We start from the raw sequence: 25,989 nt of genomic DNA on the forward strand, positions 1-25,989 counted from the left end.
GATAACTCCGTCATGGGAAAAACCCTGACTGAGCAAGGCAACCGGAGGTTCCGGCCAGGATACCTTGGCTGCGTCAGGTTTGTGAAATCCCTATAGCAGCCTTGCGGTATGGTTGTACAGTATAGAAAAAAAGAGGGAGAGAGGAAATCGGTGAAAAACCTTAAATCAGGTAAGGAAAAACCAGGTGAAGATGTAGGTTATTTGCCTACGTCGACAGCTTTCTGTGAACCAAATGTATCTTTCTCCGTCCAGAGAACCGCCCTTCTGGTGAGTTCGGAGCCGCTCTTGATGCAGAGTTTCTGCTTTATTCTGTCACGATACGTTCCAATGGTTTTTACACCAAGGTTCATTCGTGAGGCTATTTCCCGGGTGGATAACCCCAGCCCTATCAGGCGAAAGACCTCGAGCTCTCTATCTGTCAGGGCCTCTTCCGTACAGGCCGTGCTGGAGTCGGGGTTGACGTGGAATTTATCAAGCAGACGAGCCATAATTTTATCACTGACATGCACCTTGCCGGCTAGTATGTTTCTGACTGCAGTAACTATGGATTCGGCAGCTTCCTTCTTCATGATATAGCCGCGCGCGCCGGCCCTGATAGCCCGCTCCGCCCAGACTGATTCATCATGCATGGAAAGAACCAGGATGGCCATGTTTCTATTGCTGCCATTGATCTCCTTGACCAGATCGAGCCCGTTTTCTCCTGCCAGTGATATATCGATTATGGCCATATCCGGTCCAGTCTCTCTGATCGCTTTTCTCGCGGAAGAAATATTCTCGGCAACGGCGCATACCTCAAAGCCATCCTCCTGGTTGAGAAGCTCCCTCATGCCCATTCTCAAAATGGGATGGTCATCGACAATAAGTATTTTCGTCATCTTTTATACTCTCATAAGAAAGTCATTGGCCCAGATGGGCTCTGCGATAAGTCAGACTTCGAGAAAGCTTGATGGCAGGCGTCGTATCTGAAACGACGTAGATCGAGCTTTTTACGAGTCCATCACTTTTACTTTTCTCCTTCCAGCGAAATACTGGTGCCCTGGCCCACTTTTGATTCGACGACGAGGCTTGCACCTATAGCCTTGGCCCGGTATTTCATGGTATGCAGACCGATGCCGAGCTGAGTCGACTTTTCTTTAAATCCACAACCGTCATCGTCAATTTTCAAACTGAGCCGTCGCTTTTCAATGAGCAGATGTATTTCAATATTCAGTGGACGTCCATGTCTGGCGGCATTGAAGACAGCCTCTCTGGTAATATAATACAGATGGATAGCCCTCGAGGGATCCATCTGTTCATCGTCAATATCTATAATTAAATTGCACTGCAGATCAAAAAGATTTTCAATCTCCACCTTCAATTCACCGAAGGATGATTCAAGACCATGTTCCACCACATGAACCGGGTATAACCCCTGAGCAAGTCTCCTGGTTATTTCAATGGCCTCCCGGATCAGATTTCTGATAGCGTCAAGTTCTTCCACCTTATCGGGGGCATCCTGTTTCAACTTTTTCTGCAGGACCATGCACAGCAATTCGACCCCGCTGAGATGAGAACCGAGATCGTCGTGAAGATCCCTGCCGATGGTGCTGCGTTCTTCTTCGCTGACCGCTATGATCTGACGCTCCAATCTGGTCATTTCCTCTTCGGCGCAAACTTTCAGGACATGAAGCCAGAGACCGTCAAGCAGCATTGTCATCTGACGGATGTCAGAGGTGTCATAATCCCGGCCGTTGTTATAAACACCGGCAACAATGACAATCTTGCCGCTGTTGTAAATCGGCACATTAAGATGTCGATGTACCATCCTTTTATAAGGAAAGAGCTGCTGTGTACCGGGATACCCGTTGCAGACTACCGCCTCTCCCCGGATCACCGCTTTTCCGGGAAGTCCTGCCTGCTCGAGCGGTCTTGAAATACCAGACACCTGGATGGTTTTTCCTTCCCCTTCAGCTGATATTTCATAACAGCAATAGAGATTGAGGTGCGTTTGTGCCGTGTTGACAAGCGCGAGATACCCCCCTTCACTGCGGGTGATCCTGACTATCCGTTCCAAAATAAACTCATATTTATCCTGGAAACATCGATCTTCCATCATACCGAGTTGCAGTAATGTATCAAGCCGGAGTTCATCCCGCCTGATCAGGAGTTCTTTCTGGGAGAGATCATCCACCATCTGATTGGCCAGGTATCGCAGATCTTCAAATTCCGTAAAGGCCAGATGGGTGTCCTCTATCCTGTTCTTTTCATCAACGGCTCTTCTTAAGAAATTGGTGAAAAGGCTGATGCCGTGTTTGATTCTCAGTGAGTAGAAATAGGCAAAAAGTAACATCAGGGAGACGGCTACGATAAAGAGACTGATGAAAAGAGTGATATTTTCAAAATTAATACGAAGATATGTTTTGCGCTCTTTCTCGATGGCCTGCTCCATATCATCCATGGACATTGTTGCGACAAAGATCCAACCCCAGCTGTCATACGCCTTTACATAGGCAAGATTACGATTGTTTTTAACATCCTGAGAATCCTTGGAAGAGACATAACGCACGAAACCTTCAGCATCCGTGGATATACCTTTTTGCCACATCTCACTGCCAAACTTATATTCCTGATCATCACCAAAATCAGAAATGGAGCGCCCGATAAAACGTTCGTCCCGATGACATATTATGGTGCCGTCGAAACGGAAACCGAGAATCTCGCCATCCCTGCCGAAGCGAATATTCTGAATTCTCGCGAGGACATCGTCCTGCAGGGTCTTTTCCAAATCGTCTATATAGATCCCTGCTCCGATATACCAGTCAAATGGCTTGAAATATTTCACGAATGAGATTTTGGGATATACTCTGCCGACTGCTTCGGGCTTGGTCCAGTTATAACGATATATTCCAGCGCCTTTTTCCTTGACGATCCCGGTAATATCCCGAAATTTTTTACGCGCCTCGCGCAGTTCCGGAGAAAACCGGCTCTTTCCTTCATAAAACGGGTCATCGCCATACAGGTCGATAATGCCGCTTTCAACACCGCCGGCAAAATAATACCCCCTGCCGTTACTCCATCTGATCGGGCGCAGTACCTCAACCACAAGATCCTTAAGCTCTATCTCCGCCATTTCATCCTTGTGCCTGCTGTACATGTGCGAAGAGATTGAATAAGCGGACTGGACCCTGTCACGGATTTCACTTTCGATTCGCTGCACCGCCTGCGAGCGTCTGTACTCCACGAAATCTATTACCTTCTCCACCTCCTCCCGAACACGTTCACGATAGCGGGCATCATAGCTCTGCCTGATATTCTCGATACTCTCGTTATAGGCTTCATATTCATTAAATGCCCAGAAAATAGCCATAAAAACACCAAGCGATATAATCACCGCAGCGGAGGCGTAGAAGGGAGACGAGGAAAGAGAAATTCTTCGGGGGCCGATATTCATCCTCTGCCATATGTTTTTTTTCATATTAAGCAATTACGATCGACATGAGGCTATTTTCGGCATTATTGCACTGCTGTTTCGATGACTTGGATAGTGGGCATTATTCTGGTCAGATAAATCTCATCCAGACCCTGATGATCTTTCTCACCAAAGCTGAGGACGAGTCCGCCGAGGTCGAAGCGGCCAATGGATTCCATAGTGTCCACAAAATTCTTCCTGGTCAACTCTCCCTGGACATGAGTGGCAATTTCAGAGAAGAGTTTCCCGGCGATGTAGCCTTCAAGAGAAGTGAAGCTGATGGGCACATCATGCTGGTATTTGCTCATCGCTTCGAGATATTCCTTAATCAGAGGAAGGGAAGAGTCCCGGGGATTGGGAACCACTTGAGAGACAATCACGTTTTCGGCATAACGGCCGAGAGCCTTCTGCAGACTCTCGGTACCGACAAAAGAAATGCTGCAGTAGATCCTTTCGCCCTCCTCCTTGACCTTGCTCAGTTTGATAAATTCAGCGCAGGCCGAGTAGGCCCCAACCAGAACTATGGCCTCCGGGTTACCCTTATGCACATCCCGCAATCCTCCCATGACCGCCACGGTATTGCGTTCATAAGTCCCTTCGGAGACCAGTTTCATCCCTCTTCTTTTAAGAGCTTGTCTGATGCCCTGCAGGCCGTCAAGCCCGTAACTGTCGTTCTGATAAAAGCAGGCTATTCTGCTGATCTTTTTTTCATCGATGAGATATGAGGCCAGCTTTTCCATCTCCTGATAATAACTGCCCCTGACATTGATAATATTCTTCCTGAATGGTTCACGCAGAAATTCTGCACCGGTAAACGGACCGAAAAACGGCACTTCATGTTGCTCAATTAACGGAATTACCGCCTTTGATGTGGGGGTGCCGACCTCACCTATTATCATAAACACGTTGTGTTTTTCGATGAAGGACCGGATATTCCTTATTGCCCTGTCGGGTTCATAGCCATCATCTCTACTGATAAGGAGAATATCTCTACCCCGAATTCCACCTTCATCGTTTTTCTTGGAAAAGGCGGCCAACAGGCCGGCCCGCAATTCCAAACCAAGATTTTGAGCGGGGCCCGACAGGGCACAGGACTGCCCCAGGACTATTGGCTGATGTTTTACTGCCAGTAGAGGCTCATCGCTCATGGCCGGCACCGTGAAAACAATGGAAAAAGCCACTATCAAAGATACGACTGGAACTGAAATGCTCCTTCGTGTGATCATAATTTACTTGCCTTCATTTGTTTCTGCCTGGAGAGTGATCCGCAATGAAAAAAAAACGGCTCACCTGACACCCCGCAAAAGATAGATAAAAAATTACCTAATAGCAAGGAAAAGCAAACATCAGGATAGGGCCGGAACTTCAGGCTCAGTCGCTGAAACCTGATGATTTCCCAAAAGTCATCAACGCTTGCGAGGATGGTCTCTGCGCTAAGCGCGGGCTCGAAAAGGTTAATAGTTTTTTTAGCAAGAAAATAATCTGTCTGAAGGCTCTTATCCAGCTCAGCCGGGTTAGATATTTTAGGCACCCCCTTTACTTTACCCGGAGGGCTGAGTATTAATAGCTTGAAAATTATTTTATGGTGTTTTCTCAGGAAAATGGTTCTGGAGGAATGTAATGTAAAATCCATGAAATAGGCGGCACTATCTCAGGGGAATGCCCTGATCAGCTTCGCTTGTGGGGGCAGTAGTCCCGGCTCGTTTCCTGGAGGAACAGGTAATCCGTGCCGAAAACAACTATTCTAACAACAGAAACTGAGGTAAAAAAAATCATGAAAATAATACTCTCCGGATCTCTGGCCTATGATAGAATTATGGACTTTCCGGAACTTTTTTCCGACCATCTCCTTCCCGACAAGCTGGATGAAATCAACATCAGCTTCATGGTCAATGGCGTCACCGAAAACTTTGGCGGAACAGCCGGAAATATAGCATACGCCCTAAAGCTTATGGGTGGTGATCCTGAAATCAGTGCCACCATTGGTTTCGATCATCACCGCTACTTCAAGTGGCTGCAAAAAAACGGCATCTCTTCCGAACATATTCACATTGTCGAGGATGAATGGACGGCCGGAGCCTATATTACCACCGATAGAAAGGACAACCAGATTACCGGATTCAACCCCGGTGCCATGAAATATTCATCCAGGTTGAACTTCGATACTCTCGACCGGGACTCCCTGCTGGTAATATCTCCTGGAAATCTCGAGGATATGGTCGAATATCCCAAAAAGGCAAAAGAGAGGGATCTCAAATACATTTTTGATCCAGGCCAGGCCCTGCCCATGTTGCAGAAAGAGGAACTGCTGAATTGCATAGACGGCTGCATGCTCCTGATGGTCAACGACTACGAAATGAATCTGATCCAGAAAAAAACCGGCCTTGCCAGAGAAGAAATCATAGCTCGTTCCGGCTCCACGATTGTCACTCTGGGTCATGAAGGCTCGCGTCTCCACAACAATGGTTCAGCCGTAAAAATTCCCGTTTTTCCGGGAACCAAAGCCACCGATCCGACGGGAGCGGGTGATGCTTACCGGGGCGGGCTCTTAAGCGGTCTGGTTGAAGGAAAAACTCTCGAGGAGAGCTGTATTCTTGGCAGTGTCTGTGCATCGTTTGCCGTGGAACATTACGGAACACAGGTGTATTCATTCTCCAGAGAAGAATTCAACACCAGGCTTAGCCTGCATTAAGCAGGACCGTTATTACCTTACTCCGGATTTGTTGTTAACTTATCCAGCTCCGCTGGGTTAGATACCTTTTTTGAAATAGATGATGAGCAGTCAAGTAACAGTACCTCATAAAACGATAGTAGTGACGCCGCAGGGCAGAGAGGAGCGGGAAGAACTTCTCGCCCTGGAAACTCCCTATACCGTGGCCTTGAATGACCGCGACATCGGCTCGTCCATGGTCCTGCCCGTGGGACTGGAAGAGTTCGGAGTAGGTTTTCTTTTTGGTCAGGGCTTCATCAAACGGCCGCAAGAGGTGGTCGAGGTTCTGGTTTGCCCCGATGGCCGTATCTCCGTGTATGCCGATGTCGATGAGACTTCAAACCATGAAGTTATAATCACCTCCGGCTGCGGCGGCACTGGAAAAATCTCCAGGGAAATGCTGGAAGGCGCCTTTGAACCGCTCCAGGAGGCCACGATCACCTTTCCGGAAATCAAAGATTTCATCCTTTCCGTCCTGCAGATATCACCGCTTGGGGCTCAGACGCACTGCGTTCATGGGTGCGGTCTCTGGGCAGAGGGAAAGCTACAGGTCTTCCACGAGGATGTCGGCAGGCATAATGCCGTCGACAAGGTGCTGGGAGCCATCCTCCTGGGTAATGCCCCGGCAAACGGGGCGATTTACACCACAGGCAGGCTTACCTCAGATATGGTGTTGAAATGTGCACGCATCGGAATACCGATAATAATGTCTAGAACCGCGCCATCTTCTCTCGGCCTGGCCATTGCCAAAAGGGCGGGAGCAACACTTGCAGCTTACGCCAGGCCGGAGAGGCTCAATATATTTCATGGGATTGAACGTATAAAGGTATAGTTGATCCGCAAAGCGGAAATGGCTATTTCTCTTATGGGTACCTTGAAAAATGAGAATTTTCGCCCAAGGTCGAGGCGTGGCAGGAAATTTTAACAGAGGCTTATGGTTGATATTCCGATGTTAAAATTTATTGACACACCGAAGAGATTGGCTGAAAAGGCCATTTTTCAATGTGCCTTATCTTCCCTCAAGTCCTAGTTCAATGAGTTTTTCGAGCATTGCCGAAAAACTCAGGCCATACGCAGATGCCGCCTGTGGGAAAAGACTGGTAGGCGTCATGCCGGGTATCGTATTGGTCTCCAGGAGAAAAAGATCCCCCGCCTCGGAAATGATCATATCGGTGCGGGAATATCCTCTCAGCTGCAGTGCCTTATGTGCAGTCACCCCGAATTCCTGAGCCCGCCGAGTCAGCTCGGAGTCAACCTCCGCCGGACAGACCTCTCGGGTTGCGCCGGGCTGATATTTGGCGTCGTAATTAAAAAATTCAAAATCCTTTCCGGGAATAATCTCGACAAGCGGTAATGCCACAGGGGCATCATTGCCCAAAACCCCCACAGTTACCTCCCTGCCCCGGACAAAACTCTCAACCATGGCTCTCCCGCCATGCTGCTGTGCTATTGCTATACCCGCCGCAAGTTCCGAAACATCCCGAACGATGGTCATGCCCAGGCTTGAGCCGTCAGATACAGGCTTGACCACCAGGGGCAGCCCCAGAGCGGCAACAATTTCTTCAGCTGAATACTCTTTGGCAGTCTCAATAATACGCCATGGAGCTACCGGTAATCCATGAAGTTTGTAAAGTTCCTTTGCCAGATTCTTATCCATGGCCAGAGCGCTTCCGATCACTCCCGACCCCTGATAAGGAATATCCAGGAGATCGAGAAAACCCTGCATGGTACCATCCTCTCCCCACAGGCCATGCAGCAGGATAAATGCAAAATCGATTTTTCCGGCATCTGCTGCTATTCTTGCCAAATCCGTTAAAGGATCATACCGGGTCACATTGAATTTTTTTTGGTCAAGTGCCTTCTCGACCCCTTCTGCTCCCATTAAGGAAACTTCCCGCTCTCCCGAGCGGCCTCCAGCGAGTAATGCCAGGTTTATTCCGTCTCGATTCATTGCTGTCCTCCTATTTCTTGGTAAGGCTGCTCTTGATGGGTGAAACAGTCACTGATCTAGTGTCTTAAATAGTACACTTAAAAAAAACAACAAGCTCTTTTCTTTTTTATAAAACAACGAGAGTCGACATAATTATAATACGTGAATATCACGTGAATATTGGAATAAAAGCAGCATCGGACCACTCAAAACCTCTTGAAAAAGATATTGACACCACACACCATATCTACTATATGTAATAGGTTATTGTTGCATAATCGGGTACATTTACACATACCCTTTTCGATATTACCAGACCAAAAAAACGCTAACGGAGCAAACAATGATAGAAGTCGAAGTTCGTGGAGACCTTGAGTACGCTATTAGACAGTTAAAGAAAAAGCTTCAGATCGACGGCATCAAGCGAGAACTGAAGCGCCGCGAATATTATGAAAAGCCCAGTGTTAAGAAACGTCGCAAGCAGGCTGAAGCTCGGCGTAAGCTCCGTAAGTTTAACCGTATGAAGAAAAGTTTCTGACCCTGTAGATAACAAGAACTACACCCCCTGGTCTCTTCATTTACCTGAAGCGTTGGTAAATGACGGGAAAGAGATTTACAGGATGACCTGAGCAATGGCCGACGGTTAGTGGACGTTGCTCCTTTTTGTAGCCACCACTATACTATACCGATCGACAAAAGAGAAAAAACACCTCTGCCTGAATTGTTTGATGCCCTGCAGGAACAGTTCTACCGGTACCTGATCACGGAGAGACGGCTATCAGACAATAGCGTATCAGCTTATGTTGCTGATATTCAAGGATTTCTTAGCTTCATCTGCCAAAATAAAATTACCCGCCTCAACAACGTTGATATTGCTGTCATCCACCGCTACCTCGAACGCGCCCGAAAAAACAGAATATCTCATCGCACCAATGCCAGGCGCATATCTGCCCTGAAAACCTTTTTTATCTTTCTCCTGCAGGAAAGGATTGTCACTTTCAATCCCTTCTACTCAATTGACCTGCCGAAGAGCGGACGGACATTGCCCAAGGCCTTGACCATCGAAGAGGTCGGCAATCTGCTGAAAGCGCCTGCTGTCTCTACTCCAATAAGTCAGAGAAACCGGACTATGGTCTACCTGCTCTACTCCACGGGACTGCGGGTGACGGAACTGGTGCAATTGCCGCTGAGGGCATGCAATATCAGCTCTGGCTTTGTCAGGGTAATGGGAAAAGGCGGAAAAGAACGTCTTATACCTTTTGGGGAGGCGGCAAAGACACAGCTTGAAAACTACCTCGGCAATGCACGGGCTCATATTCTCGGCGGCAAACGTAGCAATTTCCTTTTTGTCACCAACCGGGGCGGTGCCATGACCCGGCTGCGATTCTGGCAGATTCTCAGAGGAATTGCCACAGCTGCAGGCATCAGCAAAAACATCTCCCCGCACATGCTGCGTCATTCTTTTGCCACTCATCTGCTCGCCCATGGTGCCGATCTGCGGGCTGTCCAACTTATGCTGGGCCACTCCGATATTACCACGACCCAGATCTACACCCATATAGACCAGGACAGGCTCAAGGATATCCATAAGAAATTTCATCCCCGGGGCTGACCCTGCGATGGTGTACACACAAACAAACCCGTCCATTGGAAAGAGGAATTGCTTATTCACCTTTAATGGCCATTGCCGATGCAAATTATAACCACCCATCTCAATGCCGATTTTGACGGTCTGGCTTCTATGATAGCTGCAAAAAAGCTCTATCCCGAAGCCATAATGGCCTTCTCTGGATCTCAGGAAAAGAATGTCCGCGATTTTATAGGAGAAAACCTCGCCTATCGTTACGACTTTCAAAAGTTGAAAAGTATCGATCTCACCAAAGTGACACAGCTCATTGTCGTCGATAACCGTTCCTCCGCCCGTCTAGGTCCAATCAGCCGCTGTCTTGAAAATAAAAACCTGTCCATTCATATATACGATCATCACCCGAAAAATCCCGGAGATATGGTTGGTGAACTGCAGGTTATTGAGGATGTCGGCTCTACCGCCACCATTCTAATGAGGCTCCTCAAGGAAAAAAACATTGAAGTCACAGAGGATGAGGCAACAATTTTCTGCCTTGGAATCTACGAAGACACCGGCTCCCTGACCCATACCACCACTACTCCTCAGGATCTCCGAACGGTTGCCTGGCTTCTCGAAAAGGGGGCCAAGCTTGATCTTGTCTCTCAATTTATCACCTATGAACTGACGACGCAGCAAGTTCAGCTGCTGGGTGAATTGATGAAGACCGCGAACAGCTATGTCATCCAGAATATTCCCATAGTGGTGGTAACCCTGACCCTGAGAGACTATATCGATGACTTTGCCCTCATTGTCAGGCGTTTCATGAACATGGAAAATCTTGATACCCTTTTTGCCCTGATATCAATGGCCGGCAGGATTTATCTCATCGCCAGAAGCAGAATACCGGATGTCAACGTCGGTCTGGTGGCCCGGGATTTCGGCGGAGGAGGTCACGCTTCCGCGGCATCGGCGACGGTACGCAACATGACCCTGATCGAGGCGCAGGAAAAGCTCATCATGATCCTGCACAGACATGTCCGTCCCCAGCCTGTTGCCGAAGAGATGATGTCCCGGCCCGTCATAACTATCCCCACCACAACCACCATCGCCGAAGCCAAGGATATTCTGACGCGCTATAACATCACGGTTCTCCCCGTGGTTCCCAAACCTCGGGAGACCGGTGCGGATAAGGGGCAGATTGTGGCCGGCACCATATCGAGAAGGGTGGTGGAGAAAGCCATTCATCATGACCTCGGCCACCTGCCCGTGAGCGATTACATGACCTCCGATATTGAAACTCTCCCGCTCAAGGCAACACTGGCTGATATTCAGGAACTTATCATCGAGCATCGCCAGCGCCTTCTGCCGGTCATACATGAGAATAAACTGGTCGGGATCATTACCCGCACGGATCTGCTCAACAGGCTGGTCAACGACCCGGCCAACATGCCGAAGAACCTGCTGCATGAGGCAGACTATCCATCCCTGGAAAGAACCAGGAATCTCAACTCAATCATGGTCGAACGTCTCGGCAAAGGGGTTATCAGTCTGCTGCGCAACATAGGCGAAGTGGCCGATGTGCTGAGCTTCAAGGCCTATGCAGTCGGCGGTTTCGTCCGTGATCTGCTCTTGAAGAAGCCCAATTTTGATCTGGATATAGTTATTGAAGGAGAGGGCATAGAGTATGCGAAAGCGCTGGCAGCAAGACTCGGGGGGCGAGTCATTATGCATGAACGCTTTGCTACTGCCAAGGTGCTGCTCCCGGACGGCATGAAAATCGATATCGCCACGGCACGGTTGGAATACTATGAGTATCCGGCGGCGCTACCCACCATAGAGCTCTCATCCTTAAAACTTGACCTTTTTCGCCGCGACTTTACCATAAATGCCATGGCCGTTCAGCTCAACAGTCGGAGCTTTGGAACCCTCAATGATTTCTTCAACTGCCAGAATGACCTGAAATACAAATCTATAAAGGTTCTCCATAATCTCAGCTTCGTTGAGGATCCAACCCGCATCTTCAGGGCGATCAGACTGGAAAAACGAATGGATTTTACCATCGCCAAGCATACCGAACGGCTGATGCGCAATGCCGTCAAGATGGAACTCTTCGGCAAAGCCGACGATCCTCGTTTTTTCACTGAGATAAAGATAATCCTCTCTGAAGAGGATCCCATCCCTGCGATCGAAAGGCTTGCGGAGTTTGATCTTTTCCGCTTTCTCTGGCCTGATCTCAAACCATATCTTAAAATCGACAGACGTTTTCATCACATATTGACCCAGGCGCACAGGGCCATTTCCTGGTTCAAGCTACTCTACCTCAGGGATAATCTGGAAACCTGGATGGTCTATCTCCTTGCCATCATGGGGAGATCCGGAACCAGAGAGCTACAGTCGTTTTGTACACGGTTCAATATTCCCCGGAAAATCTCCTCAACGCTTATTCTCCAGAAAGAACGCAGTGATAAGGTTGCCGATCTCCTGCTGCGCCGCAGGATCATGAACAACAGTGAACTCTATTGGATTTTTGAAGAACTGAGCAATGAAAGCCTTCTTTATCTTATGGCGATTGCGAGAAAAAATCACATTAAACGATATATCTCCAACTATGTCACCACACTGCGCCAGGTCAAACCCTTCACCACCGGTAAAAAACTCGAAAAAATGGGATACACCCCCGGCCCTCTTTTTAAATTAATCCTCAATGACCTGCTGAGTGCCAAACTTGACAATCTGGTACAGACCGAAAGGGACGAAAGGGCTTTTCTGCGGGAGCATTACCCTTTATGAGAGGAGCATCACCGTCGCTTCTTGTTTTTTCCATTCCGATGTTTTATCTGTATCATGTCGTTCGATACCTTGAACACCCTCTACCTGTTGTTCCAGACAGAGTATTTTTTATCATTAAAAAAGAGTGGCAGAATAGATCATGACCGAAATTCTCACAAAGATAGTACTGCTGGCGCCGCCGATACTGCTGGCCCTGACGCTTCACGAGTTTGCCCATGGCTATGTTGCCTACAGGCTGGGCGACCCGACAGCTAAGACCTCAGGAAGATTGACATTGAACCCGATAAGTCACCTCGATCCCTTCGGTACACTGGCCTTTTTCCTCATCAATATCGGCTGGGCAAAACCGGTTCCGGTTAATGGCGCGTATTTCAGGAATCCCCGGAAAGATATGCTCTGGGTGGCTCTTGCCGGTCCGGTCACCAATCTAATTCTCGCTATTGCCAGTGCTCTTGTCGCCAAATTCCTGTACCAGATGTTGTATATTCTGCCCGACTCAGGGATCATCCCAGCCATAATCGCGCCTCTGTTTGAAATGATCAAAGCATCCATCTGGATCAATCTGGTTCTTTGCATCTTCAACTTTCTACCGATACCACCACTTGACGGCAGCCGTATCCTCATGGGCCTCCTGCCTGATAAAATGGCTGAAACATTCTCCTCTTTCGAGAGATATGGCTTTGTTCTCATTCTTATTCTGGCTTTTACCGGGATCCTTTCAAAAATGATCTTCCCCGTGATTCAATTTGCCGGTAACCTGCTGCTCTCCTGAGAGATACATGCATTCAGTGAGAATATGCTTCCTTACAATACTGTCTTAATTTGACACCAACATACTTTTCAGATACGCTCAATTGAGGAAGTAATTTTCTACAGCTGCACCTCCGCTTTTCTCCCGTGACCTCCTGACATGATGGCATTTGTAAAATCGCCCTTCATGAAAGGATACGATTCGCCGCACCATGCCCTAAGGAGTTGCCATGCAATCCGAAAAACCCGGTAAAATGTTCCAGAGAGGTTTCATCCTGAAAATCCTGCGCCGCACCGTTGCGGCCATACTTCTTTTGGGATTTGTCTATGGTATTGTTGCCGCCATTTATGCGACCAAAACCATCTTCAAGGTAAAAGAAAACTATGCCGTCGTTTTGGAGAAATTTGGCGGTAAACGTGATGCGGTGACCGATGTCGGCTGGCATGTCCGGCTGCCGTTTTTCACCCGCATAGAACAGGAGGTCACGCTGATGAACCAGACCATGTTCCTGGGAGGTGAGATTGCACCCCTGCGTATTATCTCTCGGGAAAATGTCGCCCTGTGGACCTCCGGGCTGCTCACTTACAGAATCAGAGACCTTGACCAGTGGGCCATTGAAAATCTACTTCCCATGACCCTTCTCCAGGGCGATTACGATGGAATCGTCAAGGATATTCTGCAAGCCCAGTCCCTCAATAACCTGATCAGTGATCGCGAAGAGATCAAAGAGGAAATATTTCTGGCGCTGAAGTCCCGCCCTATCAACGAAGGTGGGCCATCTCTTGAACAGAAGTATGGGATAGATGTGGTCAGCTTTGTCCTGCGCGACACCCGCTTCGGAGACCAGCTCATAGCAGCATCGGAGGAGAAAAAACGCCGCGAGCTGATAGCAGAAGGTGAAAACTATGCAGCGAGCCAGGAGGCCGACAGAATAAGGAAACTCTATGCCGCCTATCTGGAAGGCATCAGTGCCCTGCAGGAAGGACTCGGCAGCCGGCAGGACGCCTCCACCGATCAGGCATTGCTCCAGTTTCTGGCCCAGCAGAAATGGGCGGACGCCTATGAGAAAAACCAGGCCGGCCAGAATACCGTGGTTATCCAAAGCAGCGGAAATACAACGCCGGTTACTCTGCCTCTGCCTGCCATTGACAAAGCCAAAAACAAAGCCAGAAACAGAGACAAAGACGTGGACACAGAGTAACTTTTTGTGATGGTGGTGACGCAATGCCTAAACGATATACCAAAAAAATATATTATGTATGCCTGCCTGAAAAGCGCATCGCCGAAATCGAATCACTGATTGATTCCTGGTCCTACGACACCAAAGAATTTATGCGGGCCCGGCTCAACCAGTACACCCCACCACAGGGACCGATTCACAGGATCTACACCTCCATCAAAAAGCTTTTCTACCTGAAAAAAGAGAAAAACTTCATCATCCTTCGTGAACCGGCCATACTGACGGACTGGCAGCGCCGCTTTGAACTCTCCGGCGAGACAATTCCCCGGAAAGCCTGGAACAACATACTTGAAAAGGAGGTCAGCAGGAAAGACCACGCCCTGATGCTCGCTATTCTTAACAGGGAGCTCTCCGATGTACATATCCCGGAAGAATTTGCCGAACTCCTCGAGAAGATCTATAAAGCGCATATTCGCAAGGAATATATCTCCGACCCACAGGTTCCCAAAGCTCCGCTGGTGCTGCTTACCGGCTCCAGCGGCAGCGGCAAGACCGCTACTGCAATCGAAGCGATAGAGCAGATAATCTTTTCCAAGGATGTTCGTCCGGAAGTTGACCTGGCTCAGAAGAAAGCCAATGTCATGGCCTCCCTGCCTGTGTGGAAATCACTTGAAGAAGTGGATCCAGAACTTGCCCTGGAAATCGAACGCCGGAAAAAGCTCAAGGTATACCAATTTCTCTCCAGTCTGCCGTTGGTCAGGCTGATTTTCAAAAAGCATATCAGCCGTCATCTCAACGAACTTGAGGAGCAGCACCTGCTTGTCGACTATTCACGCATCACTCCCAATGATTATCAGACCGCACTTTCCGGCGAGCCCGGCAACTATCTGAAAAAGGCCTTTGGCGCAGCCAACCGCACTTCGATCAGACATCTGGAAGAGGCTCACAGCGCCTTCGCCCGCACCGAAAATTCCGGTTCGGGAGGAGTGGAGAGACAGCAGCGCACTCTGGTTGACACCTCAAATATCATCATCGATGAGATTATCAATGGCAGCAGAGACTGTCTGCTTATCGCCACCTCTGACAAGCCGGAGGTTTTCGACTCTGCCATCTACCGTCGATTTGTGGAAAAAGGCATTATCATAGATGTTTCGGAATATTGGATGAAGAAGAACAATCTTCTCGAAATAATTCGGATTGAGCTGAGGAGAAACAATATTCGCACCTATGCGGGGAAAACGCGGCGGCAGGGTGAGACAACATTGCTCAACTATGAAGATCTCAATCTGGCGGTAGGTAAATTTTATGCGATTTTTGCTGAAAGAGCGCTGCAGGTCACACCTGCCTATGTGCGAAAACTGGTCAGTTTTCTTATCAGCATCAAAGGAGATTTCCGCACCGAATATTTGGATGATTCACTGCTGGTGCGGAATGCCTTCGAACTCGTGGCCAAAAATTCCTTCGGGGATCTTTTCAAGAAGGTGGTAGACCGCATTGACCGGACAACCCATTGGAACGACTATATCGGCGAAATCAAAGACACCTTTTCCGAAATGGCCAACAACTGTCTGCTCTATAATGTCAGCGAAGAAAAAGGAGTAGTTTTAAACGGTCCTCCCGGCAGCGGCAAAACCTTCCTGGTCAGATCATGGCTCAGCGAAAACACCAAGATTCACGATATCTCGACCAGCCCCAGTGCCTTGCACAATCCATCTGATCCTGTCGACGGCACCGTTGCCAATCTAACCAAAGTCTACGATATCGCCAAGATGATCGCTCCCACCGTGGTCTTTTTCGATGAAGGCGATTCGCTTGCTCCAAAAAGAAGCAGTACCGGAGGTTCTCCTTCCGACCGGCTGACAAATAAATTCCTTTCCATCGTTGATGGAGAACAACCCTACTCCAAAGTATTCACTGTGCTGACTACAAACCGGCTCGATTTGCTCGATCCGGCCCTTATACGTTCCAAGAGACTTAAGGTGCTCGAAATTTCGGGTCAGCTAGGTCAAAGAGACATCAGCGCCATTATCCACGCCGCCCTGCAGGACATTCCCCGGGCCGATGATTTAACGCCGGAAGCTATCATTGCTGCTGCCAAGGGAGTATGCAACACTCCCGCAGATTATGCCGCCTTCGTCGACAAGGCTCTCTCGCTCAGATCCACCGAGTTGACTGTTCTAAAAAAATTCCAGTCCATTTCCTCCCTCTCCAAGGAGAAGCAGCAGAAATTTCTCACATTCAACCTGAAAACAATCAGCGGCATTATCGATGCGCTTGGCGGCAATCCCGAATTACAGCTCGCGTTGAAAGAATCTCCGGGGGCATTCCTTGATCATTACAGTGAAGCCAAGGAACTCTTCTCCTCTGTCTCTGACGAAAAAGATTATCCTCTCGGCCAATCGCATCTTCGTAATGTGCGCAAGGAGATTTCCCAAAGCCCGATCAGGCGCGGCAAGGTGGAGCTTGATACTTTTCTGGAGGCGGAACTGAGCCAGGAACCGCAGATAGGATTTATCGTTGGGGTTGGTGCAAGTGATGTTGACGGCGTACTCCTCCCCATAGCAACCAGTCTTACCTATGGCCTCACTTCGGAAAGAGTATTGGTAACCGGTGCAGTTTCAGCCTCCGGTTCAGCAACCGCCCAGATGGAAATGGCGGTAAAAATGACCGAACAATCCGCTCAAGAGGCGCTGACCCTGGTAAAAAACTATTTCCAGGCCCTTGATCATGAAATCAGTATGGCCAAGCTCCTCGGCCGATTTCTTTCAAAAATGACCATTCACCATCAGCTGCTTTCAGCCTCCTATAATGTCGGCGGTCCCTCTGCGGGCTATGCCCTGGCACTCAACACCCTTTCGGCCATCCTGCATATCCCTATCTACAATGACTTCGGCATAACCGGCGCACCCTGGACCAAAGGCGTCACTAAATCCGCAGTCGGCGGTTCTGTGATCATTGGCGGCCACAAGAAAAAAACAGAAAAGGTACTGCAGTACCTCCGCAGAATGTATATGCCCAGTCAGAACTACAACAGCCTTGAAATCGATTTTCTGATTAATTACTGGCTGCAGAACAAGGATATTCTAGGAGTGACTCACTTTGGCGATCTGGTACCGGAAACGATCTGGCTGAACGAAGAATATGAAAAGCTTGTGCAGGAATTGACGGAGCAGCGCATCAAATTCAAGCTGAACAAATATCAGCACAATATTTCCGAAGAGGCTGCCAAGGAAAATATTATCAGGCTTAAATCAATGCTGCGGCAGAAGGCGGAAAAAGAGATAGTCCGTAAATTGCGGGCGATACGCAATCACCTGCAAAACCCCAACCATGATCCGCTCTCTTCTCTGGACTCCATCTTCAGGGAGAAAAATCCAACGGTTAAACAGGTGGTTGGCGTATTCGATCCGCTCAAGGAATATGTAAAAATGAGCCGTTTAAGATGGAAGAAAAGCTGAAAGGCCGGGAGCTATTCAGCAGCACCCGGAGTCGGATTTTGCCGCTCGGGATGCTTACCTCTGAACAGTTACAGTTCAGGCTGAACTACTGGTTTTTATCTCTTTGCTGAATAGTTAAAAAGAAATAGATTTCGGCGTTAGTTATTGAGCAGTGTCGAGCCCCAGCGGTGCAATAATCCGGCTGTTAAAGAGGTTCTGAACAAAATCGTCGGGATCTTTTTCTATTCTTCGGGAAATTGCCAGAACTTTCTCAGCCAGTTCCATATTTTTATTTCTGCAGCGGACAGCGGCATCTTCGATATGGCTCCAGTTATTATCTTGGCTGAAGCTTTCCCAGGCTTCGGCCAGCTCGGGAAACAAAATCTTGCGCACGCCTTCAAGAAGGCTCATATACAAGCCCAGGGAGGTTTCACGCCGTTCCCTGGTGATGTATGAGAGAAGACCCTGGGGGTGAGTATCGGCGAGAATATCCTTTATTGAGCGGCAAACCAGCTCTATAGCGGAGCCCGGGAATCGACGGACTATTTTTTCCAGCGTTGCACTCTGCAACGTATCCTGTAAAATCTCGCCCACTTCATGATAAATAAACACATTCATTTCTTCATCGACGATGGTATCGAGCTTTTCCTTAAGTCCCTCCTGATCAAGTTCGCCCTCTTTCAGCAGGCCGTACAGTTTCAGGGTATGACGGAATGGTACTCTAAGCGAAGAGCGCAACTCCTGAATCTGGTCCCAGAGAAAGTAGCGCAGGGAATCCCTGCGAATATATACTACTCCATCCTGGGCCATGGCGAAGGGACTGGCCATTTCTCTGGCTCTTTCCCTCCCCAGTATTATTACGGGACAGCCGGCGACATTGCGCTCCTCAAGTTTGTCGGCAAGAAAGAAAACGGACTTCATCGAACGGCCGTATCCGGCCCCATAAACCAGTCCGTCACCGGAAAAGAGCCGGTTTACGTCCATCAGATTATCAGGTGAATAGGTTTTCCCATTGACACCGAGCAAGCGAAACGACTCATCGGCAATGGAACTCCAGTAATTTTCCTTGCAATCGATCCAGTCAAGCAGATCGGCTGGCTCCGCCTCCTCCCATGGCTCAAGGTCATGCTCCCATTTGTAGAGATTGCGAAGCTTGAGCACCATGGTGCACATGGAATAGATGCCGTGATCCCTGGCATCTGAAATATGACAGTTGTGCTGTATATCTTCGATTATACTTTTATCCTGAAGTGATATCGTCATAAAATTCTCACATTCTGCAGGGAAAGTCACATGGGATGATATGTCTTGATAAATGATGTTTCCTTATTATCAAGGTAATCACTTCTGGGGAAAAGTGGACGACAGATTATTCAACTTCTCCATAACTGTTCAGCAGAAAACTGTGGACCAGCAGTTTGCCCCGGAGCTGTAACATTTCTTCTTTCAGGGCACCATGCTCTGCCCGTCATAAAGATATCGTTTGATCTTATGTGTTGCCGTTTTGATAAAAGGTTCGCGTCTTTCAAATATTTTGCTGATCCGTGAAGCGGTGGAAAGCTGACTGTTGAGTTCCTTGCGCATATCCTCCATAAGCTTATCGACATATTCCTGGCGTTTACTGCGGGCCTGATCGGCGGTTTGCTCGTCGATCAGTTCGTAATCAGGATAAATCCAGGCATCCAGTTGACCGTTATTCTCAACTACCAAAGCCTCTACAACCCAGCCGTAACCGTTTATTTTATGCTCAATGGTTTCCGGATAGACGTTCTCGCCGTTGGACATGACAATGACATTCTTGGATCTGCCGCGAATATAAAGATTGCCGGCATCATCGAGGAATCCCAGGTCACCGGTGGAAAGCCAGCCATCTTTGCTGATCACCTCCGCTGTCCCCTCCTCATCATCGTAATATCCTTTCATTATATTTGGTCCACAGCCACAAATCTCACCAATTCCTGTCTGCGGGTCAGGATCTTTAATGGTTATCTCCACGCCCGGGATAGGCTTCCCGGTGGAACCGGGCACAATGGTGGGATCACCAAGAGGACCTCCGGCAAGAAGCGGTGCCGATTCGGTCAGACCATAACCGATCAGATAGGGAAATCCGGCAGTTACCAGAAATTTTTCGACATCGGGATTGAGGGCTGCTCCGCCTACTCCCATGAACATCAGTTTGCCACCGAAGAACTCAAGCAGTTTTTTGCCTATCCGCTTGTAGATAATTTTCTGCCCTAAGCCCATCCTGCAGAACAGCTTCAGAGCCTTGCTGCCTTCTATCTTGGCGACTATCCGTTTTTTATATATTTTCTCCAAGACCAGGGGAACGGCAAAAATGACATCAGGTCGTTCATGTTGACAAAGCTTCTGCAAAATCGCAGGCGTCGGGGTCTTGCCGGCATAGGCTATGCGACACCCTTTTATCAACGGCAGAATAAAACCGCAGGTAAATTCATAGGTGTGCGAAATAGGCAGGATCGAAAGGAACACATGGCCCACCTTCAACTCCGCAAGTCCTGAGGCTGCATAGGCGTTCGAGGTAAGATTCTTGTGGGACAGCATTACCGCTTTTGAATAGCCTGAAGTTCCCGAAGTATAGAGAATCGAGGCGATATCATCCTCTTCGACTGACGGAAATTGCGTTGCGTCTTTCCCGGCATGCTCCTCAAACTGTTTCTCGGCCTCCTCAAGGTAATCTGAAAATTTGGTAATTTCCAGAACGCCCGAAATTCCAACATAATCGTCAAGAGTAATAATGGGACCCTTAAGTTTCTGTTTGAGCTCATATACCTTATCTATCTGTCTCTGAGTGGTAAAGAGAAGCTTAACTTTCATTTCATTGAGGATATGATGAACATCGGCCTCGGGAAGATCCGGCAGGATAGGGACAGCAATAGCCCCGGTCCGAACCACGGCAAGATAGACAGTACCCCAGTTATGAGAATTTTCGGCGAGAATTGCAACATGGTCGCCTTTTTTCACTCCCTCTCTCATCATTTTCGCGGCCAGCGAGAGTATTCGTCCATGGAATTCTCTATAGCTGAGCGGTGCGGTCATGGCCATGCCGATCGCCGGCTCATCACCATACTTATCGCAGCTGGAATCAATGATGTAGTTCAAGGTCATACGTACTTCCGTCCCCTCTACCATAACTTCACCTCGCAGGAGCTGAGGAGCCTTTCATCGCTCCATATACCTGAAATATTATAATTTTACCTATTGTTAGACTGTTTGAGTATTCCACAAATGAATCGGCAGGTCAATCAAGAAGAAGGATTTTTGCGGCCAGGATCTGTAGGCGAGAGAGTTTTTCCACTTATAATGGCCATACCATAAGGTTTTATAAACCTACTGAAAAATTCCCAGGGACTAATGCTCTTGACAAGTACGCGGACAGGGAATAAAGAATGAGCAGGTCTGTTCAGAAATGAGTCCCCATCTACTTTACAATAAAAGCAAAATTTAAGGCAAAATGTTTTCTAAGATTTCCAGCCATCTGCCGGTTTTTGTATTCCTCCTTGCCCTTCTCTGGATTTTCTCTCTTTCGATAACCACCCTTGCCATGCCGGCTTTGGAAGCCGACAAGAGTCCAGTTTCCATGAAAATTCTGGGAAAATATGGCGATTTTTCCACCATTAAAAAGCAAAATGTTACATACGCTCTGGCTTCGGCAGAAAAACGTGTTGTCAAAAATCTCTCCGCCGCCAGCGTTCTGGTTCTCGATGCCGTCAGTGAAGAAATCATCTTCGCCAAAGATCCGGATACACCGCGTCAGCCGGCAAGCACCATAAAGGTTTTAACCGGCATGATTGCTCTCAAGTCCCTGAAAGAAAGCGACAATATAGCCGTCAGCGCAAAGGCCGCCCGGCAGCCAAGTTCCAAGATCTATCTGGACCAGAGAAAGGAGTACCCTGCAGGTGATCTCATCAATGCAGTTCTACTGTCCTCCGCCAACGATGCCGGGGTGGCCCTGGCGGAGAAGATTGCCGGCTCGGAGCAGGTGTTTGCCAAAATGATGACCCTGCGAGCCAAACTCTGGGGAGCGAAGATGACCGTCTGCAAGACAGCTACAGGCCTCACGGCAAAAGGCCAGCACAGCACTGCCCGCGATTTGGCCATCATCTTCAATCATGCCATGAAGGATGGTGATTTTGCCGAAATAATGAAACACAGCAAGACACGGACAACCGAGGGGAAACTTCTTCGCAACCACAACAAGGCCTTATGGCAGATAGATGGCGCAGAAGGCGGCAAGACCGGCTATACCAATGCCGCCCGGCAGACCTATGTCGGCAAGTTTAAGCGCGGCACGGCAGAGATTGTTGTTGCCATTCTGGGCAGCGAAAAAATGTGGGATGATTTGAAGTTGCTGGTGGAGTATGGCTTTCAGACCAAGCAGCTTATTGCCGAACAGCAGTTGGAAATGACTCAGATGGCCGATGCGACGCCTTAAATCTTCTTCAGTGAAGCAATTCCCGGACCACCTTCAGTATCTCCGATTTTTTAAACGGCTTGGCCATGGCCCTGACATTATCCAGGTATCCGGCAACCGCCAGGTATCTTTCCTTGGCTATTGCCCCACCTCCGGAGATGGCAATCACCGGCACGCTCTCATTGATTTGGCGCAGTTCAAGAATCGTTTTCAGACCGTCTTTTACAGGCATGACAATGTCGGTTATAACAAGATCTGTCGGTTTTTCGCGAAACAGCCGCAGCCCTATCTCGCCATTCAAGGCAAGATACACAATGTAGCCTTCTTCCATCAGCACCTTTTCTAAAAACCGGAGCGTGAGCTCCTCGTCATCTATGATCAGAATTTTTTTCACACCATTCCTCTTCAACTTGATCTGGGAGTGTGTCCGAAAACAGGCATTTTTCGGAGTCGTCGCACTTCATTTCGCTATCTGCGAGCATTGATTTTCTGATTCACCGGCAATCGTAAAAGCTTTTCGAACATAATGGACTCGGCGACTTCGATGAACTATGGAGTCCTGGTATTGTAAGTTACACCTTTACCTTACTTTTTCCAATGCGTCAACTCTATCAACCGTCAAGGTAACCGCCCCAAAATCACTTTCCACCAGCCCATCGAGGACATAAGGTTTTCCCGAACGCAGGATATTGGCATAGCGCCGATAGACACGGGGAAAAAATGTAGCCTCCACCAGACCATATTCGTCTTCAAAGGTGAGAAATTCCATAGCTTCGCCGGTTTTGGTCGACACCAGTTTTCCGGTGAGGAGCCAGCCGAGGAAACGGATGCGTTTCCCTACATGACTTTTAAAATTACGGGAGATCACCATAGTACCGACCCTTTTCCTGAAAAGAACCACGGGATGGACGCTGCACAGAAACCCCAGCGCCTGATACTCCCTTCGCAGCATTTCCTCAGGAGCAGGCTCAGCAAGATCGGGGGCAGGCGGCAGCTGAATCCGGAACAGCGGCGCCTTTTTGCCGGATGCCGTCAGCCTGCGAAAGCGGGCCAGTTCCCAGAGCAGCACCGTCCGATTCGCCTTGTGCTGCAGCGAATCGAGAGCTCCGCAGTGGATGAGCTGCCGGGCCTCATCCTCGGAGGGCTGCGTCCTCTGAAAAAAATCGGCGGGATCTTTATAGTTGCCGCCCTGTTCCCTGTTAGAGCAAATGCGTTCAATCAGTTTTTCCGAAACACCATGTACAGCCCGCAGCCCCACGCGAATACGACGATTTTTACCTTTCCATTTCCTGCCGCTTAAATTGACATCGGGAGGCAAAATTGTCACTCCGCAGCGCTTTACCTCCGAGACATAGGCAAAGGTGGAATAATACCCTCCCTCATTGGAAATCACCGCCGCCATGAATTCCGCGGGAAAGTAGGTCTTCAGGTAGGCCGCCTGGAAAGATACCCGTGCATAGGAGGCCGAATGCGGCTTGCAGAACGAGTACCCGTCAAAGCTCATCATCATCGCCCAGATGGCCTCAACTTCCCTTTCTCCTATGTCCCTGGCGCTGCAGCCTGCAAAGAACTCCTGCCGATAGTCGGCGAGTTTGTGCTCCTTATCCTTTTTCGACATGATCTTGCGCAGGCCATCCGCCCGGGCATGACTGAACCCGGCCAGATGCACAGCCACCCGGGAAACATCCTCCTGATATACCATCAGGCCGAAGGTCTCATCCAGAACATCTTTCAACTCATAATGAAGCGGCTGCCACTCTCCCCCATGAAGACGACGCACATATTCACGGACAAATTCATTTGCCGCGGGACGGATGATGGATGACTGGATGACAAGCTGTTCATAGTCTCCATCGCCCGCCTTCTGCTGGAGCAGACGCATGGCCGGACTTTCTATGTAAAAACACCCCATGGTGGCACCGCGGCCCACGGTTTTCCGGGTCGGCTCATCGTCCTCCGGCACCCAGCCCCGTTCCCGAAAAATCACACCATGAGCGCGCACCCCGGCGATGCAGTCACGAATAACCCCGAGGCTCCTGTTGCCCAGCAGATCTATCTTGACCAGCCCCGCATCCTCGGCACCGTCCTTTTCCCATTGAATAATCGGCACTCCCTTGGGAGCATACTCCACCGGTACATAATTGCTGATCGGCTGCGGCGTGATAATCACCCCTCCCGGATGAACCGAAATATATCGGGGAATGCCGATAATTTTTGCGGCAACCCGTATAATCTCAGGCCAGGGGCCGCTCAGGTTCTCCCCCCGTAATGTCGGCATATTTCCCATCTGCTCAAGGAGATCCGCGCCCCGGGAAAACCACGGCAGTTTTTTGGTAATGCGCGAAATCTCATATCCCGGCATACCGTAGGCTTTGGCGGTTTCACGAATGGCCATTCGCGGTTTGAAAAAAATATGATTGCACACCATAGCCGCATGGCCCTGATGATCGTTGAGCACCTCATGCAGGACTTCGTCTCTTTCATCCCAGGCAAAGTCGATATCGATATCAGGGGGGTCGATGCGGCCGGGGTTGAGAAATCGTTCGAAGTAGAGATTGTATTTAATGGGACATACATTGGTAATTTCAAGGCAATAGGCCACCAGAGAGGCGGCGCCCGACCCCCTGCCGCAGATGCGCCGTTTCCTTCTGCTGCCGTCTTTCCGAGGGCGGTGCACGATATTGCGGACCACCAGAAAATACGAGGAAAAGCCCATGCTCTCAATAACTGCCAGTTCATGCTCCAGTCGGTCGACGACCACCTCGGTCAAATCGGTGCCATACCTCTTTTCGGCCCCGCGATAGGCCCACTGCCGCAGAGTGTGTGCCGCAGATTCGCTTCCTTTCCACGGAGGCATGACCAGACCGAAGTCCGGGCCGTCAAAGAGGCATTCTCCGGCCAGACGGTAACTCTCTCTGAGAGTCTCCGGCCATATGGCAAAACGGGCGCTGTAGACATCGGGCGCAGCAAAGCTGTTAACGACGGTGCATTTTTCCGCTTCCAGTGCCTCTGAAATACTTATATTCCGATCTATTGCCCGCAGCAGGACATAAAGAGCGATATCCTCCTGTTCAGCAATGCCGCAGTCATGTGTTGCCACGGCTCTGATCCGCTTCTGCTGCGCCCATTTGCGCAGTACGGCTGCCTTCTCGGTTGGCCGCGGCCCTAAATCGGCAACCGGATTGGCACCTTTTTCCTGCAGAAAACGCAGGATTTGCTGATCCCGGGAGAGCACAAATAACCCATCTGAAAACTGCGCCAGTGCTTTTTCCAGGCTGAAGTTTTTCTCCGTATGTCTCCTGGTCAGCAGATTGCACAGATGGCTGTATCCTGTCCGGTTGCGTACCAGACAGGTCACTATCCGGTCCGTTCCGGGTTCGCTGATCTCGCTGCCGATGATGGGCCTGATCCCCTCCCTCCGGCAGGCCGCGAGAAAGGCCCACGTCCCATACAAGTTGTCCCGGTCGGTCAGGGCCACGCTTTTATAGCCATACCTTTTAGCCCGGGCACAGATTTCCGCAGGCGACATAGTCCCCCGCATGAGTGAATAATAGGAACGAACATGAAGTGGAAACACTACAATAGACCTGCGCTAAAAATAAAGTAACTCTTCAGCAGCACACCATATGGCGCACCCGGAGTCGGAGTTTATTCCCGTCAGGGTGCTTACCTCTAACCCAGCTGAGCTGGACTCTTTACAGTACCCCCTTGAGGGGTATAAGTACCTTGGCTGTATGTGTAAGT

The 25,989-nt window shown here is 49.2% G+C and carries 17 protein-coding genes; 9 read left to right on the forward strand and 8 right to left on the reverse strand.

Annotation, left to right across the window (positions count from 1 at the left end):
- Nucleotides 1–197: 197 nt before the first annotated feature.
- The 3 genes from JWG88_RS14975 to JWG88_RS14985 form a co-directional block, all read right to left on the reverse strand.
- Nucleotides 198–875 carry a response regulator transcription factor gene (locus tag JWG88_RS14975; RefSeq protein WP_205234600.1) on the reverse strand — a complete coding sequence of 226 codons (678 nt, stop codon included), beginning with the start codon at nucleotides 873–875 and terminating at the stop codon, nucleotides 198–200.
- 128 nt (nucleotides 876–1,003) lie between these two features.
- Nucleotides 1,004–3,454 carry a cache domain-containing protein gene (locus tag JWG88_RS14980; RefSeq protein ID WP_205234601.1) on the reverse strand — a complete coding sequence of 817 codons (2,451 nt, stop codon included), beginning with the start codon at nucleotides 3,452–3,454 and terminating at the stop codon, nucleotides 1,004–1,006.
- Nucleotides 3,455–3,492: 38 nt separating this feature from the next.
- Complete coding sequence (locus tag JWG88_RS14985; RefSeq protein WP_240194480.1) at nucleotides 3,493–4,674, reverse strand: ABC transporter substrate-binding protein; 1,182 nt, start codon at nucleotides 4,672–4,674, stop codon at nucleotides 3,493–3,495.
- A gap of 548 nt (nucleotides 4,675–5,222) precedes the next feature.
- On the opposite strand from JWG88_RS14985, the gene JWG88_RS14990 reads away from it, so the two are divergent.
- Together JWG88_RS14990 and fdhD are read left to right on the forward strand one after the other, a co-directional pair.
- Nucleotides 5,223–6,140 (forward strand): carbohydrate kinase family protein, encoded by a 918-nt coding sequence (locus JWG88_RS14990; protein WP_205234602.1) that lies wholly within the window; start codon nucleotides 5,223–5,225, stop codon nucleotides 6,138–6,140.
- Between the two features lie 79 nt (nucleotides 6,141–6,219).
- Nucleotides 6,220–6,990 (forward strand): formate dehydrogenase accessory sulfurtransferase FdhD, encoded by a 771-nt coding sequence (gene fdhD / locus JWG88_RS14995; RefSeq protein WP_205234603.1) that lies wholly within the window; start codon nucleotides 6,220–6,222, stop codon nucleotides 6,988–6,990.
- A gap of 177 nt (nucleotides 6,991–7,167) precedes the next feature.
- Here the strand turns inward: fdhD and JWG88_RS15000 are convergent, their stop codons facing one another.
- Entirely contained in the window at nucleotides 7,168–8,109 is a 942-nt protein-coding gene (locus tag JWG88_RS15000; protein ID WP_205234604.1) for a D-alanine--D-alanine ligase family protein, read from the reverse strand.
- A gap of 325 nt (nucleotides 8,110–8,434) precedes the next feature.
- Here JWG88_RS15000 and rpsU point away from each other — a divergent pair, with 325 nt between their 5' ends.
- The 6 genes from rpsU to JWG88_RS15030 all read left to right on the forward strand — a co-directional run bounded on the left by rpsU (nucleotide 8,435) and on the right by JWG88_RS15030 (nucleotide 17,834).
- Nucleotides 8,435–8,626 (forward strand): 30S ribosomal protein S21, encoded by a 192-nt coding sequence (gene rpsU / locus JWG88_RS15005; protein WP_353740682.1) that lies wholly within the window; start codon nucleotides 8,435–8,437, stop codon nucleotides 8,624–8,626.
- A 108-nt stretch (nucleotides 8,627–8,734) separates the two neighbouring features.
- Nucleotides 8,735–9,700, forward strand: coding sequence for a site-specific tyrosine recombinase XerD (xerD, locus tag JWG88_RS15010; RefSeq protein ID WP_337833133.1), 966 nt, complete (start codon nucleotides 8,735–8,737; stop codon nucleotides 9,698–9,700).
- 78 nt (nucleotides 9,701–9,778) lie between these two features.
- Complete coding sequence (locus JWG88_RS15015) at nucleotides 9,779–12,445, forward strand: CBS domain-containing protein (protein ID WP_205234605.1); 2,667 nt, start codon at nucleotides 9,779–9,781, stop codon at nucleotides 12,443–12,445.
- A gap of 139 nt (nucleotides 12,446–12,584) precedes the next feature.
- Nucleotides 12,585–13,217, forward strand: coding sequence for a site-2 protease family protein (locus JWG88_RS15020; protein WP_205234606.1), 633 nt, complete (start codon nucleotides 12,585–12,587; stop codon nucleotides 13,215–13,217).
- A gap of 208 nt (nucleotides 13,218–13,425) precedes the next feature.
- Nucleotides 13,426–14,397 carry an SPFH domain-containing protein gene (locus JWG88_RS15025; protein WP_205234607.1) on the forward strand — a complete coding sequence of 324 codons (972 nt, stop codon included), beginning with the start codon at nucleotides 13,426–13,428 and terminating at the stop codon, nucleotides 14,395–14,397.
- Between the two features lie 23 nt (nucleotides 14,398–14,420).
- Nucleotides 14,421–17,834, forward strand: a complete 3,414-nt coding sequence (locus tag JWG88_RS15030) for an AAA family ATPase (RefSeq protein ID WP_205234608.1) — start codon at nucleotides 14,421–14,423, stop codon at nucleotides 17,832–17,834.
- A gap of 141 nt (nucleotides 17,835–17,975) precedes the next feature.
- Here JWG88_RS15030 and JWG88_RS15035 read toward each other — a convergent pair whose 3' ends face one another.
- On the reverse strand, nucleotides 17,976–19,076 hold the full coding sequence (locus tag JWG88_RS15035) for an Sfum_1244 family protein (RefSeq protein WP_205234609.1): 1,101 nt from the start codon (nucleotides 19,074–19,076) through the stop codon (nucleotides 17,976–17,978).
- A 183-nt stretch (nucleotides 19,077–19,259) separates the two neighbouring features.
- On the reverse strand, nucleotides 19,260–20,963 hold the full coding sequence (locus JWG88_RS15040; protein WP_205234610.1) for an AMP-binding protein: 1,704 nt from the start codon (nucleotides 20,961–20,963) through the stop codon (nucleotides 19,260–19,262).
- A 322-nt stretch (nucleotides 20,964–21,285) separates the two neighbouring features.
- On the opposite strand from JWG88_RS15040, the gene JWG88_RS15045 reads away from it, so the two are divergent.
- On the forward strand, nucleotides 21,286–22,266 hold the full coding sequence (locus JWG88_RS15045) for a D-alanyl-D-alanine carboxypeptidase family protein (RefSeq protein WP_205234611.1): 981 nt from the start codon (nucleotides 21,286–21,288) through the stop codon (nucleotides 22,264–22,266).
- A 7-nt stretch (nucleotides 22,267–22,273) separates the two neighbouring features.
- On the opposite strand, the gene JWG88_RS15050 is transcribed toward JWG88_RS15045, so the two are convergent.
- Together JWG88_RS15050 and JWG88_RS15055 are read right to left on the reverse strand one after the other, a co-directional pair.
- On the reverse strand, nucleotides 22,274–22,639 hold the full coding sequence (locus tag JWG88_RS15050; RefSeq protein ID WP_205234612.1) for a response regulator: 366 nt from the start codon (nucleotides 22,637–22,639) through the stop codon (nucleotides 22,274–22,276).
- 186 nt (nucleotides 22,640–22,825) lie between these two features.
- Complete coding sequence (locus JWG88_RS15055; RefSeq protein ID WP_205234613.1) at nucleotides 22,826–25,822, reverse strand: DNA polymerase III subunit alpha; 2,997 nt, start codon at nucleotides 25,820–25,822, stop codon at nucleotides 22,826–22,828.
- Between the last annotated feature and the right edge of the window lie 167 nt (nucleotides 25,823–25,989).

The sequence above is a fragment of the Desulfopila inferna genome (genome assembly GCF_016919005.1).
GTDB classification, from domain to species: domain Bacteria; phylum Desulfobacterota; class Desulfobulbia; order Desulfobulbales; family Desulfocapsaceae; genus Desulfopila_A; species Desulfopila_A inferna.

Coding starts and splice junctions, on each gene's coding strand:
- JWG88_RS14975 (WP_205234600.1), bottom strand. CDS start 875: ATGACGAAAATACTTATTGTCGATGACCATCCCATTTTGAGAATGGGC.
- JWG88_RS14980 (WP_205234601.1), bottom strand. CDS start 3,454: ATGAAAAAAAACATATGGCAGAGGATGAATATCGGCCCCCGAAGAATT.
- JWG88_RS14985 (WP_240194480.1), bottom strand. CDS start 4,674: ATGATCACACGAAGGAGCATTTCAGTTCCAGTCGTATCTTTGATAGTG.
- JWG88_RS14990 (WP_205234602.1), top strand. CDS start 5,223: ATGAAAATAATACTCTCCGGATCTCTGGCCTATGATAGAATTATGGAC.
- fdhD (WP_205234603.1), top strand. CDS start 6,220: ATGATGAGCAGTCAAGTAACAGTACCTCATAAAACGATAGTAGTGACG.
- JWG88_RS15000 (WP_205234604.1), bottom strand. CDS start 8,109: ATGAATCGAGACGGAATAAACCTGGCATTACTCGCTGGAGGCCGCTCG.
- JWG88_RS15015 (WP_205234605.1), top strand. CDS start 9,779: ATGCAAATTATAACCACCCATCTCAATGCCGATTTTGACGGTCTGGCT.
- JWG88_RS15020 (WP_205234606.1), top strand. CDS start 12,585: ATGACCGAAATTCTCACAAAGATAGTACTGCTGGCGCCGCCGATACTG.
- JWG88_RS15025 (WP_205234607.1), top strand. CDS start 13,426: ATGCAATCCGAAAAACCCGGTAAAATGTTCCAGAGAGGTTTCATCCTG.
- JWG88_RS15030 (WP_205234608.1), top strand. CDS start 14,421: ATGCCTAAACGATATACCAAAAAAATATATTATGTATGCCTGCCTGAA.
- JWG88_RS15035 (WP_205234609.1), bottom strand. CDS start 19,076: ATGACGATATCACTTCAGGATAAAAGTATAATCGAAGATATACAGCAC.
- JWG88_RS15040 (WP_205234610.1), bottom strand. CDS start 20,963: ATGGTAGAGGGGACGGAAGTACGTATGACCTTGAACTACATCATTGAT.
- JWG88_RS15045 (WP_205234611.1), top strand. CDS start 21,286: ATGTTTTCTAAGATTTCCAGCCATCTGCCGGTTTTTGTATTCCTCCTT.